We start from the raw sequence: 15,300 nt of genomic DNA on the forward strand, positions 1-15,300 counted from the left end.
CTCTCCCGTGTCGCAAAAGCTCTCAAACTCGCATCCGAGTTCCTGGCGTGACGCCCATCTCTTTTTCCATGCGATTCGCCAGTTCGAGCCGGGCTTCCTCGAACGGATGCTCGATGGTGTCGATCCTGCCACGGCGGAGCCGAATTGGATCACGGGTATCAAGTCTCCTTCGGACATCCGACGTGCGACGGCTCTTCTGATCGACGCCGCCGTGTCGCGCGAGGATAGGATCGGTGAGATGGCCCGACGCATCCGCAAGAAGTATCCTTCGAAATCCAAGCCGACCGCCGAGGACGTCGAAGAGATCAGGCTCAGCAGCAGCAACGCTGGAAACAATCGCTGACAGGACCCGCCTTTCTCGGAGACCGCGTGGCCCGGGACGAGAAAGCTTGCGTTATTGGCGGCCGCCGGAGGTGCCCACGTTGTCTGCCGGAACACCTATGGTGTCATCGGCGGCCTTAACGCGGCAGCGCCAGAATGAGCGGTCTCGCCACCGCGTCTCCGAGCCGTACCAGGAGGCAAGCCGCTCGGTGTAAGCGTGTCGAATATCGGCGATCGTTCGCTCGTAGTCCGACAATACGTTGGGTACGTTCGATAGGTAGTGTTCCGCAGTCTCCGCGGCAGCAAGCACCGTATATAATGCGTTGAGTAACCCTGGCGATGACAGTGGATCGAAGCTGAGAGCGGCGTCGCGGGCTGCGAGCCACCACTCGCCAGTGCAGCGAGTGAGGTGCGCGCTATGCGCTGCTGTGAAACCGGAGTGCTTATACGGTGCGAACTTCACTGAGGCCAGCAGTTCACGAAGATGCCTGGTGGATGTCATGTAACGAAACATTGCGTCGCGATTGCGCGCGATTCCAGTGCTCGTCAGGTTCGCATCGGTGTGGAACGCGATAACGCGGCGGTTCTCGGGCAGCGGCGCGCTGTACCACCATCCGTCTTCGACGGCCTCTATGGTTAGGCCGTTGCCGCCGAACGACTGCCCGTGGATTCAACCGCAGGAGAGATGGTCATGCCTGATGTGCTGTGCACCGAGGCGTCGCGCAATCGGGGCCGCGCGTCCGCCGGCATCGATCAGAATGCGCGCATGTATGCCAACCTGTCCCGCCGCCGTCGACACGGACACGCACCAGGCGTCTCCAATCCATTCAAGAAAGTGCCGGTGTGGTTTGCGCCCGACGTGAGCCGGCCGCTGGCGTTTGGCGGCTTGTCGACGAACTGGACCAGCGTGCGCAAGGCGAAGGAGCGCGAAGTCACCGCGGATCTCTTCGGCTTCCTAACCTGCGATCCGAACGCCGAGGTGAAGCGCGTCCACCCGCAGGCGATGCCGGTGATCCTGACGACGACCGAGGAATATGACACCTGGATGCGCGCGCCGTGGGAGGAGGCGAAGGCGCTGCAGCGCTTCCTGACGGCGCTCTGAAGATCGTAGCAACCGGCGAAAAGAAAGACCCGCGAGCGGACTCCTAGCACTTTTCCTCGCAGCGGGTTGACCGGGGATCGCTGTCGTCGACGGAATCGGGTCCTGAAGCGGCGCCACGTCCTTAGATGGCCGGCAAATCGCCAGGAACCCCTCGCTGCCGCGGCGCGCGTTTATGCCCACGCGACATTCATGCTTCGACCTGCAGACTTGTGGATCCGGATTTCGTATCCTGCGGCGATGCCACCATCCGATCCGGATCATGACGCCACTGCGGCTTGCCAGCGCAAAATCATCCATATCGATATGGACGCCTTCTATGCGTCCGTCGAGCAGCGGGACAATCCGGAACTGCGCGGAAGGCCGGTTGCGGTCGGAGGCTCGGCCGAGCGCGGCGTGGTAGCCGCCGCGAGCTATGAAGCCCGCAAGTTCGGGGTGCGGTCGGCGATGCCTTCCGAGACAGCCAGGCGGCAATGTCCAGACCTCGTTTTCGTGAAGCCGCGCTTCGAGGTGTACAAGGCGATAAGTCTTCAAATCCGCGGGATATTCGGCGAGCATACCGCGATCATCGAGCCGCTATCACTCCCGCTGTCAGAAAATATCGATAAATCAGCAGGTGACTTCAGAGCGCGCGCAGTGATGCCAATCCCGTAGGAGATCAGCGGCGCTTTCTCTTATCGTCGCGCGGCGGTAACGGCTGTCAGCAATACGCACAATCGCGTCGTAACCGGCTGCCGGGACCGATGCGAAGTGAATACGCGTTCGCCAAGTGCGCACGCCATAGGTATAAAGGACGATGGCGATTAGACCGGAGTCGCCAATCGGCGCGTCAAAAGAGTTACAATGAAAGTCAAATTGCACGGCTTAGCTGCGCCAAGGCCGTCTGAGATACCCCGAGATACGTGATACCGCTGTAACTCAGCGAAGCAGCCCACACACGGCTAGTTGGGTCTGCCCCGGAGGCTTCTCAGAATCTTGTTGATCCCTTGCTTCATGGAAACCGTCACCATCATGGCGATAATGCCATTATGAGATGTTTTCTTTCCTTGCGTAGGAGGCTGCGTCTACGTCGTACGGTGTTGCGCTGAGCGGCAGTCCATACTTTCTAACAATACGCCAGCCGAGCGCATACCCTATGAGTCCTCCCAAGAGAGCCGATAGAAATGTGGGTAACAGGGAGCCAGAAATGAACTGACTGAAAAGCCTTTCAGTCAGTAGATCGAGCAGTCCAAAAACGACAAAGCCAATGGTCGCAAGCAAAATCGAGACCGGAACCTTCGCTCTTATGAATGTCAACGGCATTACCTCTATGTACGGAGAAGCGCCGGCTCTTATAGCGCAAAGCCTTTAAAGCTTGATCACCGTTCCGGTTCAATTCGAGTCGACGACTCGAAAAAATAGCGTCCTTCCCTCAACGGATCGAAATGTGACCCAGCGGCTGGGAGATGTCGGCATGCGCTGAACTGTCGCAGTGCTGGGCTGGTTTGAAATTTCCGGTGAGAGAGCTTGATCATACCCGTGCACCATCTGCCTCGAATCAGTAGCGTTTTTTGAGCTGCGATGCTCAGCAGTCTCTACCGAGACTTGCCGCAAACGAGTCGCATGCGTCATCTCGCGGCTTGAGGAGTGGCTTGCAACGTATGGACGCGTCTTTTATCAACTACATTGTGGAGTTGATTTCGCATTTGAGCGAGAGAGGGGCGGATGGAGAATCGCGCGGACACAGAAGTGCATCGCAGCGCTGCACCTCGTGCCGGGCATCTCTGCTGAGCGCACTCGAATCATCGATGCGAAACGAAGCTGCCGATCAATCGTGCCGAGCGTCGACTCGCCCAACTCGTCCGTTCTTCGTTGGACGCCAACGGGGGGCTGCTTGGCTGGCGAGCCTGCACTCTAAGGCTACAAGCAGCTGACTTCAGCGTGCTCGGGTCGGAAGAATGAAGAATATCGAGTGTACCAAGTGGAGTAACTATGGGCGTGAAGGCAATGTACGTCTTTCGGGAGCTTAACGAGAAGTACCGCTCGGAAATGCGATCGTTACTGTTGATATACTTGATCGCCGCTGCCGGATCTTGGACTGCGCTGTCGTTCCTCGTTGGTGATGCAACCACGGCTCTCTCGGGAGCGCTGGCGGTAATGCTGGTCTTTCATGTTGCCGCTCTGAGATACTTTGTGCCGACATTGAACCTGACGCTAACGGTGGGGCAGCGCATTGCTTTGATAGCTATGAGCTTAGGCATCTTCCTGCTCGTTATTTTCGCCTTCTCTATAACGACGGCGTCTACGCCAACAGCGTTTTGGCAGGCTTACAAATCGGTTCTGATCTCGGTCTCGATGGCGAGCTATCTTGCTGTCTACGTCGAGCTGGGGATCGTGTCGTTGTTGTTCAACACGTCACGTAAACGAATCAAATAATTAAGAAGCAGGCCCAGCAAATGCCCAGCTCTACAGTGTTTCTAAACTTCGAAAATACCGCTTTCCAACTATTTGACAACCTGAAGCAGGCTGTTGAGTTGGGCAATAAGGGGGACATTCTCAGCAGCACCGTAGCTCTCGGTAACTTTCTCAATGCTGGATTGACAGGTACGGGGGCTATTACTGAATTTGGTGCATGGGCCGCCGGTGGCGCCACTGCTGCGGAGATTGAAGTGTTCATGCCGCGTTTTGCGGCAGCCGGCTTAGCCCTCGATTTCGGTCTTTCGATACTAAATATTGGTCGCCTCTATAACGCTTACGACGCAAATCCGAATTTCGATACTCATAAGGCTCTTACCGACGCCTGTGCGAAGCTGTTCATGCAAGTGTTGATTGCCGGCTGTTTCTTTGCTGCAGGCGGCATAGTGCCTGCGGCGCTCGCTTTTGGCATTGCCGGACAGTTGTTCGATCCAGAGAGCCTTAAGGACTTCTTTAACGCTATCGGGTCTGGCTGGGATCGCTTTGTAGCGAACCCGTTTCACCGTGCGTTGCATGATCCGATTGTGCTTGATCTCGATGGCGACGGCATCCAGCTGTCGACCCTCGCCGGCTCTGCGGTCCATTTCGATTTTGGTGGTGACGGCTTTTCGGAAAGGACAGGGTGGGTCTCTGCAAACGACGGCATACTCGCGATCGATGCCAATGACAATGGAACGATCGACAATGGCTTGGAGCTATTCGGCTCTACAATCCAAGACGGATTTGCGATCCTCGAGAAGCTGGATACAAATCAGGACGGAAAGATCGACGCGCAGGATGCGGATTTTGGCAAGCTCCGAGTGTGGCGGGATCTGAACCAGGACGGAGTGTCGGATGCCGGCGAACTGCAATCCCTATCGAGCGCCGGCATAACGTCGATTTCCCTGCAGCGAGATAAGCTCACCGGCACGAACGCTGGGCATGGGCTCGGATATGAAGCTGTGTTTGTCCGCGACGACGGGACAACAGGTCCCGCGCAGTCCGTTTATTTTCAAACAGACCCAAAAGACTCCGCACCAGACAACACGCCGGACTTCGTTCCGGCAGATGGTGTCCTTAATCTGCCACAGCTTCCCGGCTCCGGGTTGATCAACAATACCGCATATAAGCTAACCAACGATGGGGAGTTTTTCTCAGATTGGACTGCTCTTACGGACGGCGCGGCGAATATGAGCAGCGCCGAGATGCGTGTCGCATTCGAAGCGATACTACTGCGCTGGGCTGGAGTGGATAATGTTGACTCAAGCAGTCGCGGGCCATACGTCGATGCCCGTCATTTGGCCTTCCTGGAGAAATTCTACGGCGAAGGTTATCGTTGGCTGGAGTTCGGAGAAGAGGCAACGACGTCGCCGCCGTCAGGTCGCGTAGGCGACATACTTGAGGGCGCGTATCAAGCGCTGTTCGAGGTCTACGAGACTCTTTTCCTTGGGCAGGTAGCTGCCAGCACGTATGTGCGTGGTACCAGCGACTTGTCCGCCGCGCTCGATAACCCCTACTTTTACTATAGCCTTCTTGATATGGGCGTTCATGCGCCAGGGGATCCGTTGCCGGATACACCTGGTAACGTCGGAATGGTCGTTGATCTCATTGTGCGTCTTTCCTCCTTTGATGCCGGCCAGGAGACCTCGTATCTCACCAAGGCTCTCAGCGGCCTAAACGGGATGGTCTACTTCGCATTTGAAGGCGACCGGGGGGCGTATGCAGCGGCGGTGACGCCATACTTGGCGAACATAACTGACGACACCATTCGGAGCATTGCGACCCATATCGTGGACGGCACTGCCCTGTTTGGAACGCTGGAGGCGGAAGGCATTAATGGTGCTACTGGCCAGGACGTCTTTATCGGAGGCGGAGGTGGCGACGTCCTCGACGGTCGCGACGGCAGTGACATTTACGTCTACGCAAAACACGACGGAAATTTGTGGATCAAGGACTACGGGTCTGCGGCAGACAGCGACAAGCTGGTGCTAACCGATCTCAACTCTGCTGACCTCAGCTTCGTACGCATCGGCGACAACCTCCTGATCAAGGTGACCGAGACGGGCAAGTCGATGACTGTCGAGGGCTTCTTTTCGGGGTGGGGCATCGAAGTTCTGCGCTTCGCCGACGGCACGGAGTGGAGCCGAGAGCAGATCAAGGGTGCCAGCACGTATCAGGGCGATGGTCACGACAATCAGATCAACGATTCGCCATCCGACGATGTCATCTACGGCGGGCGCGGCGACGATTCCATCCAGATCAGCGGCGGCAATGATACGATCCTTTACGGCAAGGGCGATGGGTATGATGTCGTCACGGATTCATTCAACTCGCTCACTGAGCATGACAGGCTGGTTCTGACCGACCTCAATTCGAACGACATCCAGCTTGCGCGGGTTGGCTGGCATCTCGTTCTAACCGTGAAGGCGACGGGCGAGTATATCGATTTCACCAATTTCTTTCCGTTCGACAGCGACTGGAACAGGTACGCGCCCAGTATCGACGAGATCAAGTTCGCCAATGGCGAGTCCTGGAACAGGGCGCAGATCCAGCAGAACGCCTGGTATCGCGGGACCGATCGTTCCGACAGCATCACCGCGTCCAACCTGAATGACACGATCGAGGGCGGCAAGGGCGACGATTTTCTTGATGGTTGGGCCGGTAGCGACACCTATGTCTGGAACAAGGGAGACGGTAATGACCAGATAACTGATTCAATGTCGAGCTCGACCGACGTCGATACGCTGTGGTTACAGAACGTCACGTCGGATGACGTTTCCTATTCCTATCAGGGCAAGACGCTGCTCCTGACCATCAAATCGACCGGCGAGATAATTACGGTTCAGAGCTTCTTCGCCGGTGTGTCCGATCTGCTCACCGGCGCCGGTGACTACGGATATGGCATCGACGTCATCAAGTTCGCTGATGGCAGTTCCATCGACCGGCTGCAGATCATGCACAACGCCGGTGCCGAGTATCTCGGCATGAAGCCCGAAGTGTCGAGTTTCTCGATCCAGTATCTGGGCTTGGTGTGGTCGATGTTCGTCGACGAGTTCGGCCACAGCGGCAACATCGCCGGACAGCACGCAACCGGGATTAACGATATCTGGACTGCGTATGCCTATGGCGGTCCAGGTGGCATGATCGGCATTCCGGGCCAGTATCAGCCGAATCCCTTCAACGGTGGTGGCAAGAACTTCCTCAACGGCGGAGACGGCAATGACATCTTCGTTGCTGGTGGCGATCAGGACGTCCTGAGCGGAGGTGGCGGCGACGACATCCTGTTCGGCGACTTCATGGACGAGAATGTCGGCTACGGCAACGACGTCATCGATGGCGGCAACGGCAACGACGCGATCTATGGCGGTCCCGGGATGGACTTCATCGATGGCGGCAGCGGCGACGATTACCTGTCCGGCGGCAGCGGCAAGGACTACATTTTCGGCAACCTTGGCAACAACACGTTCGTCGGCGGAACCGGCGACGACGTCCTCTACGCCACCCAGGCGGGTGCCTCCGGCAACGACACCTACATTTATGCCGTCGGCGACGGCAACGACATCATCTTTGAAACGAGCAACGTCAATGCGCCCGACACCAACGACGTTCTGGTTCTGACCGATATCGCCTCGTCGGATGTCGAGCTCTCCCGCTCCGGCTCCGATCTTCTGGTTCGCATCAAGGCGACCGGCGACATCATCACGGTCGCCTCCCACTTCGTAGGCCGAAGCGCCGACAGCGACATCGCCGGTGCCGGACTGGAGTTTATCCGTTTCGCCGACGGGGAGTGGGATCGAAAGCAGATCCGCGAAGCCGCCTGGATTCGCGGAACCGATGGCCGCGATATCCTCAGCGACTCAAGCGTCGACGCCAACACCTTTGACGGTGGCAAGGGCAACGATGTCCTGTTGGGCGGGCAGAACAACACTACCTTTATCTACAGGAGCGGCGACGGCAGCGATGTCATCGACGATGGCACCACCAATGCGTTCAGGCCGTTGTCGGTCGACACGTTGAAATTCACCGACCTCGGCGTTGCGGATCTCGAATTCTCCCGCTCCGGAGACGATGTGCTGGTGAAGGTTCTTGCGACTGGCGATGTCATCACGCTGGTTGGCCAGTTTCGCGACGGCGTCACCGCCACCGGTGTCGGCATGGAACGGGTCCAGTTTGCCGACGGGACCGTCTGGGACCGGCAGCAAATCCGCCAGCAGGCCTGGTTCAGGGGTACCGATGGCAAGGATGTCATCCAACTCTCCAGCGGGTCTGACGACACCGTCGAGGCAGGCAAGGGCGACGACGTGATCTATTCCGGAGACTATGTCGGCAGCGGAAGTGACACGTTCGTCTACTCGCGGGGCGACGGCAACGACGTCATCAGCGAGCAGTCGAAGAACGTGTTTGCGTCGCAGGAAACGGACATCCTTCTGTTCAGGGATATCGACGCCTCCGACGTGCTTTTGACCCGCTCGGGCAACGATCTGCTCGTCAAGATCCTGTCGACCAACGAAACCATCACGGTGCTCGGCCAGTTCATCGACGGCCTCAGCGAGGCCGCCGGCAGCGGGCTTGAAGCCATCAAGTTCGCCAATGGTGATCAGTGGGGACGCCAGACGATCTTCAGCGTCGCCTTGAGCATGAGCCCGTTTATCGCCGGCACCAACGGCAACGACACGCTGATTGGCGCTTCGACTTCGCAAAACGTTTATGGCGAGGCTGGCAATGACACCCTGGACGGTCGCGGCGGCAGCGACCTGCTCTATGGTGGCCTCGGCGACGACCGGCTCATCATCAGCATCAGCGCGCCCGGCGACCTCGTAACAGCGGATGGCGGCGTCGGAACGGATACGCTGGATCTATCAGGGTTTGGCGCTGCCGCCTGGGTCGATCTCGTGACCAATGGCGCGGAGGTCCGAACCAGGGACCAGGGCGACCTGTCGAGCGGGACGTGGCGCGATGTCGCCGAGGTGGGCCGGGTCGAAAACATCACCGGCACCGCGTTCTCCGATCAGATCTCGGCTGACGCCGGCGACAACGTTATCATCGGTGGCGGCGGAAACGATACCCTCGATGGCCGCTCCGGCAACGACATCCTGCTCGGCGGAAGCGGCGATGACAATCTGACCGGCGGCATGGGGGCGGACCTCCTCGACGGTGGCGACGGCGCGGATGTGCTGAGCGGCGGTCTCGGAACCGACATGCTGATCGGCGGTGCGGGTAACGACGTGCTGACGGGCGGAACCGAGGCCGACGTGTTTGTCTTCGGCGCCGGCTCGGGCTCCGACACGATCACCGATTTCGTGGCCGGGAGTGGGACGGACCACGACCTGATCAGGTTCGATCGCGTGGTGTTTTCAAGCTACACCTCGGTTCTCGCCGCGGCGAGCCAGGTTGGTTCGGACGTCGTCATTGCGCTGGCAGGCGGCGACAGTATTACGTTGCAGAACGTTTTCCTGAGCGACCTGACGGCCGACAATTTCGAATTCCGGCGGCTGGATAACGTGGCGCCCACGGCGGTCTCGGTGACGGGCGGATCGGTGAGCGAAAATGCCACCCCAGGTACGGTGGTTGCGACGCTGTCGGCGGTCGATGGCGGCGATATCGGGGCGCACAGCTTCAGCATTGTCGGTAACGACGACTTCTTCGAGATCGTCGGCAACGAAATCCGCGTCAAGAGCGGCGCTGTCATCGACTACGAGCGGGGTGCCCAGCATCAGCTCGCCATCAAGGTCACGGACGATGACGGGCTGTCGCTGACCACGACAATCGCAGTCAACATCCTCGACGAGGTCAAGGTCTACACCGGCACCGCCGGGGACGACGTGCTGTCCGGCGGTTCGGGGGCGGATATCCTGATCGGCGGGGCGGGCAATGACCGGCTCGTTGGCGCCGGCGGCTCCGACGAATACCATTATAGCAGCGGCGATGGACGCGACCGCATCATCGACACTGGCGGGGCGGCCGACACCGACCGGCTCGTGCTCGGTGCCGGGATCACTCCGTCGCAGGTGGTCGTCGCGCGCTCGTCGCTCGGCAATTCCGATGTGGTGCTGCTGCTCGCGAGCGGCGCGACCATCGTTCTCCAGGATCAACTGTCGAGCGCGCCCGGCGCCGGGCTTGAGGAGATCAAGTTCGCCGACAATACGACATGGACCCGCGCGGACATTTTGGGTCGGTTGGACAATCATCTGATCGTCGGCAGCGTCGGCGTCGAAGCGCTCACCGGAGGCCAGGGCGCCGATATCTTCATCGCCGGTGCCGGCAACGAGACGTTGAGCGGCTATGGCGGCAGCGATACCTATCGCATCGGTCAGGGCATCGGTGACGACGTCATCGTCGAGGGCAGCGAGGAAGGCACCGACAGGATCGAACTTGTCGGCCTCGACATCGACGATGTCCAAGTCCTGCGCAGCGGCACGGACCTCGTCATCAGGATCCTTGCAACCGGCCACACCACGACCGTGTGCGGCCAGTTTGGGGTGTCATCCGCGGGCGTGGAGCAGATCGCCTTCGCCGACGGGACCGTGTGGGACCGGACGCAGATCATCCATAACGCCGTGACGTTCGGATCGGCTGGCAACGACACGGTGGTGGGCACGCCGGGCGACGATGTCCTGCAGCCCGGCGGTGGCGACGACGTGATCAACGCCAGCGCCGGCAACGACACGATCATCTATTCGCGCGGCGATGGCAACGACACGATCAACACAGGCGCCAATGCGCCGGATCAAATCGACGTTCTGCGCTTCACCGATCTCAATGTCGATGACCTGTCGTTCATGCGCAGAGACAACGACCTTGTGATCAAGGTTCGGAGCTCGGGCGAGACGATCACCGCCAAGCAGCAGTTTACGACCGCAACCGACGATTGGGGGATCGGCCGCATCCAGTTCGCGAACGGCATCATCTGGGACAAGGCGGCGATCGTCGCGGCGGCGGTGATCACCGGCACGGCCTTCGGTGAGACCGTCAGAGGCACGGACGCAGCTGACGTCATCGATGGCCTCGCCGGCAACGACGATTTGCGTGGCGGCAATGGCGGCGACACCTATCTCTACCGCGCCGGGTCGGGCAACGACACGATTTACGAAACGTCGACCGATAGCGGGATCGACGTCGTCAATCTGATTGGATTGACGTCCACGGACGTGACTTTCCGGCGCAGCGGCGGTGACCTGTTGATCACCGTCGTTGCAACCAGCGAAGTGCTCAAGATCGTCGACCAGTTCAACGGAACTGGCGGCGTTGAGCAGGTCGTGTTCGCGAACGGAGCGAGCTGGGACCGCAACCAGATTCTGGAGGCGGCCTCGTTCGTTCCCGGCACCAACGGCGATGACACATTGCGTGGCACCACCGGCAACGAAATCTTTCTCGGCGGATTTGGTAACGACTATCTCAACGGCATCGCCGGCAGCGACACGTACATCTATCGGCTCGGCGACGGCAACGACACCATCTACGACGGATCGTGGTCGACGCCGGATATCGATGTGCTTCGCTTCACCGATCTGAACGCGTCGGATCTCAGCTTTACACATTCTGGCACGTACCTGATTGTCACGGTCAATGCCAACGGCCAGACCGTGACGGTTCAGGATGAGTTCAACTCAGGTGGCGGTGTCGAGCGTATCGAATTTGCCGATGGCACAGCCTGGGATTTCGCTGCGATCACCGCCAATGCCTGGTTCCGAGGCACATCCGGCGATGACACGCTGCGCGGGACCGGGGGCAACGAAATCTTCTTCGGTCTTCTGGGCAACGACTATCTGAATGGCGCCGCCGGCAGCGACACCTACCTCTATCGGCTCGGCGACGGCAACGACACCATCTACGATGGATCGTGGTCAACGCCGGATGTCGATGTGCTTCGCTTCGCCGACCTCAAAGCGTCGGATCTCAGCTTCTCGCGTTCAGGTACGTACCTGATCGCCACGGTCAATGCCAACGGCCAGACCGTGACGGTTCAGGATGAGTTCAACGCAAGTGGCGGCGTCGAGCGCATTGAATTTGCGGACGGCACGTCGTGGGATTTCGCGGCGATCACCGCCAATGCCTGGTTCCGCGGCACGTCGTCCGGCGACACCTTGAATGGAACGAGTGGCAACGATACCTTCGTCGGCGGCCTCGGCAACGATACCCTCAAGGGCACCGCCGGCAGCGACACCTACATCTACCGGCGCGGAGACGGGAGCGACACCATCAACGATGACTCCGGTTCGACGGTGGATATTGATGTACTCCGATTGACCGATCTCAACGCCTCGGATCTGACGCTGAACCGCTCCGGTACGAGCCTGATCATGGCCATCAATGGAACGGGACAGGCCATCACGGTTCAGTACCAGTTTTATTCGCAAACCGCGAACTGGGGGATTGAAAGGGTTGAGTTCGCCGACGGCACGGTCTGGGACCTCGCGGCAATCATCGCCAATGCCTGGATCCGAGGGACGGCCGGAAACGATCAATTGACCGGATCGAGCGGGAACGACATCTTCTTCGGTGACCTAGGCAACGACAATTTCAGCAGCGGTCCGGGCAGCGACACCTACATCTATCGCCTCGGAGATGGCAACGATTACATCAACGACGAGTCGGGCTCAACGACCGACGTCGACGTCGTCCACTTCTCTGACCTCAACGCCTCGGATCTAACGTTCAGCCGCGTTGGCGTGAATCTAGTCATGACCGTCAATTCGAATGGTCAGACAGTCACGATCGATGAGCAGTATTACTCGACCTCCGCGAACTGGGGCATCGAGAAGATCGAGTTCGCAAATGGCGAGACCTGGGGCCTGGCGGCAATCAACTCCGCCGGGTGGATCCGCGGCACGGCCGGCAACGAAACGCTGAACGGTACTGGCTGGAACGATACGTTCCAGGGTGGGCTCGGTGATGACACCTTCAACAGTGGTGCCGGAAGCGACACCTATGCGTACGCGCGAGGCGACGGAAACGACTATATCAACGATGAGTCCGGCTCAACCGCCGATGTCGACGTTCTTCGCTTCACGGACATCAATCCGGACGACCTGACATTGAGCCGTGTTGGCGTCAATCTGGTTGCGACCGCGAATTCAAATGGTCAGACGATCACCATCGATGAGCAGTTCTATTCTCAAAGCGCGAATTGGGGCATCGAGAAGTTCGAGTTTGCAAACGGCAGTTCGTGGGACTTGCAGACCATCAATGCGAACGCTTGGTATCGCGGCACAGCCGGCGATGACGAGATCTCCGGCTCGTCGTGGAACGACACCATTGCCGGCGGTGCTGGCAACGACGTGATGTCCGGCGGAGCCGGAAACGACACGTTCGTGTTCCGCGCAGGGTTGGGACAGGACACCGTGACCGATTTCACGCCGGGTCAGGATGCGTTGCAGTTTCGCGACGGTCTCTTCGCCGATGCTGCGTCGGCTCTGGCTTCCGCGACCGCGTCGGGTAGTGACACCTTGATCACGATCGATCCCGACGACAGCGTACTCCTCAAGAATGTGAACGTCGCAAGCCTGAGCCAAGGTGATTTCCACATCGTCTAGCCAATGGCTTGTGCGCCGTAACCGATGTCAAGGGGCGAGGGGGGCGCCCCGAACGGAATAGTGAATTTGACGTAAGGTCATGTGAGTAGGGAGAAGTACCTGGACTGCCGTTATGGCTAATGTTGACCTAGTTCGCCCTGCCGAAAATCGCTTTCATTGCGACGGTAGCCTTGAAATCGAATGAACGTGGTTATCGAAATAGCCTTCGAGCTCGGCCACCGCTTGTCGCTCCCAATCCTCCGCTTGAGTCAGCAACGAGAACTTTTGAACCGGTCGGAATGCTGCTGTCTGGCGGCACAGTGATGCTATAGCTCGGTAGCGGCGCACATTTTCCATAACGGCCAAGCCGGTCATGTTTGTATCTCCCAATTCCATTCCCGGGCGCGAAGGTGTGGCAGAACGATTTGCGATTGGTTAGCAGCCAGAGCCGAAGGCCCGCATGGTTGGCAAATGCTTTCAATCGGATCATCCATTCCGAATCATGGAAGGTTATCGGATCGCTGCGCGGTGCGAATCCTTGGGTTTCCCCCGCTGACATCTCCTTCTTCCTGAAGGCGTTCGGAGTCTCCGAGTTCGCGGAACCGGTCGCGCCCGAAGCCTTCGCGCTGCCTGGTCGTCCGGCTCTCGAAGCCTTCTTTCGCGAATATGTCATAGAGCCGAGCGCAGACCCTGACAGGTACCAAGCACTAAGGGGGCAACTGCCAAACGGAATCCTGCTCTATGGATCGCCGGGGTCGGGCAAGACCCATGCGGTCGACACGCTTGTCGCCGCGCTCAGGCGACCGACGTTCAGGCTGGATCTCGGAGAGGTCGGAAGCCCTTCAACCATCAGACGGCGGTCGCGATGCGGCAGGCGTTCGAACAAGCCAAGCGCAGCGCCCCGAGTCATTCCTGCAAGAAGCGTTGAGCCGCCTGCATCCTGCGCCGCCAAATCTCGTATAGGATGCTGCCGGCAGTGAACAGAGTTCGTTCTGCAGGGTGGCGTAGATCGCGAAAGAAGACGTAGAAGTTGAACTGCCACTTCGTGTTGACGGGGCTTGCGGAACTGGGCGCGCTCTTGTCGCGGAGGGCGCCGCACGAGCACGGCCCGAACCCACCATTTGAGCTACAGCGAGAAATGGCGTTTCGCTTGCGACTATCAGGCCCGATGGCGAGACATCAAGCGGTAAGCGCGCGGTTACGCGCCATTGTCGTGCGTTAACGATCTTATCTCGTGTGTTGCGGTGTCCGCCTCGAATGCCTGCTTCCCTTTTGCGGCCCACAGCGCTCGCGCATGTTCGCCCTGATCGCTTTTGAGCCTGTCGGCCATCCACAGTAGTGCGCCGAAAAAGGTAGCCCGGTCGTCGCCAGTCAGGTCCACGATACCGGCCTTGACGACCAGGCCGCCCAGTTCGATGAGGTGCCGCGTACGCTTGCGACGCTCGGCTTGCCACGCGCGCATATCATCCCGCGCCCTTGCCGCCTGATGACGGTCGTGGGCCGCCCGGTTGCGCCGGAGCGCCGCTAGCGTCACGGTCAGGTGCCGGAGTAGGTCGACGCGACCTTCCTTGAAAGAAAGCGGCCCCGCGTTTGGCCCATGCCTCCCTCTTTCCGGTTTCTTTTGTCTCGGCCAGCACGATCAGTGCGCCCGCCAGCTCCGCGACGCTTAACGCATCGGCGCCGGTGGCGATTACCAGTTCGCCAAGCTGCTGCACCTTGCGGCTCTTGAGGTCGCGCGCCTTGTCCCCAAGCGCCTTTAGTTCGGCATCGAAGTCCCGTGGCTTGCGCATCATCATCTCCCGGAGCGTTGATGAAGAAATGATAGTTCAACATCCCGCGTAATGCTGTAGGATCACCGGGACTGGCCGGGACGGGCTGGTCCCTTCCGAGATTTTTTCGAGGGAGGGCGCGCTTATACGTCGTGCCGACGTACGC

The 15,300-nt window shown here is 59.3% G+C and carries 7 protein-coding genes and 2 pseudogenes; 6 read left to right on the top strand and 3 right to left on the bottom strand.

The genetic code is table 11. The annotated features are described in order from the left end of the window. Positions 1–7: 7 nt before the first annotated feature. The 5 genes and pseudogenes from ACVIYL_RS14750 to ACVIYL_RS14770 all read left to right on the top strand — a co-directional run bounded on the left by ACVIYL_RS14750 (position 8) and on the right by ACVIYL_RS14770 (position 13,386). Entirely contained in the window at positions 8–343 is a 336-nt protein-coding gene (locus ACVIYL_RS14750) for a hypothetical protein (protein WP_456778955.1), read from the top strand. Positions 344–1,150: 807 nt separating this feature from the next. Then, positions 1,151–1,470, top strand: a pseudogene (locus ACVIYL_RS14755) (SOS response-associated peptidase family protein); the annotation flags it as partial. A gap of 190 nt (positions 1,471–1,660) precedes the next feature. Beyond that, positions 1,661–2,005: pseudogene (locus ACVIYL_RS14760) on the top strand (Y-family DNA polymerase); the annotation flags it as partial. A gap of 1,386 nt (positions 2,006–3,391) precedes the next feature. After that, positions 3,392–3,835 (top strand): hypothetical protein, encoded by a 444-nt coding sequence (locus ACVIYL_RS14765; protein ID WP_310881063.1) that lies wholly within the window; start codon positions 3,392–3,394, stop codon positions 3,833–3,835. A 20-nt stretch (positions 3,836–3,855) separates the two neighbouring features. Continuing rightward, positions 3,856–13,386 (top strand): calcium-binding protein, encoded by a 9,531-nt coding sequence (locus ACVIYL_RS14770; protein ID WP_456778956.1) that lies wholly within the window; start codon positions 3,856–3,858, stop codon positions 13,384–13,386. A 153-nt stretch (positions 13,387–13,539) separates the two neighbouring features. Here the strand turns inward: ACVIYL_RS14770 and ACVIYL_RS14775 are convergent, their stop codons facing one another. Beyond that, positions 13,540–13,740, bottom strand: a complete 201-nt coding sequence (locus tag ACVIYL_RS14775) for a hypothetical protein (protein ID WP_310883511.1) — start codon at positions 13,738–13,740, stop codon at positions 13,540–13,542. Between the two features lie 35 nt (positions 13,741–13,775). Here ACVIYL_RS14775 and ACVIYL_RS14780 point away from each other — a divergent pair, with 35 nt between their 5' ends. Beyond that, positions 13,776–14,345, top strand: a complete 570-nt coding sequence (locus ACVIYL_RS14780) for an AAA family ATPase (protein ID WP_456778957.1) — start codon at positions 13,776–13,778, stop codon at positions 14,343–14,345. A gap of 218 nt (positions 14,346–14,563) precedes the next feature. Here the strand turns inward: ACVIYL_RS14780 and ACVIYL_RS14785 are convergent, their stop codons facing one another. Beyond that, on the bottom strand, positions 14,564–14,827 hold the full coding sequence (locus ACVIYL_RS14785) for a conjugal transfer protein TraD (RefSeq protein ID WP_310883510.1): 264 nt from the start codon (positions 14,825–14,827) through the stop codon (positions 14,564–14,566). A gap of 1 nt (position 14,828) precedes the next feature. Beyond that, positions 14,829–15,155 (bottom strand): conjugal transfer protein TraD, encoded by a 327-nt coding sequence (locus tag ACVIYL_RS14790; protein WP_310883509.1) that lies wholly within the window; start codon positions 15,153–15,155, stop codon positions 14,829–14,831. Positions 15,156–15,300: the final 145 nt, after the last annotated feature.

Source organism: Bradyrhizobium sp. USDA 3315 (assembly GCF_054056795.1).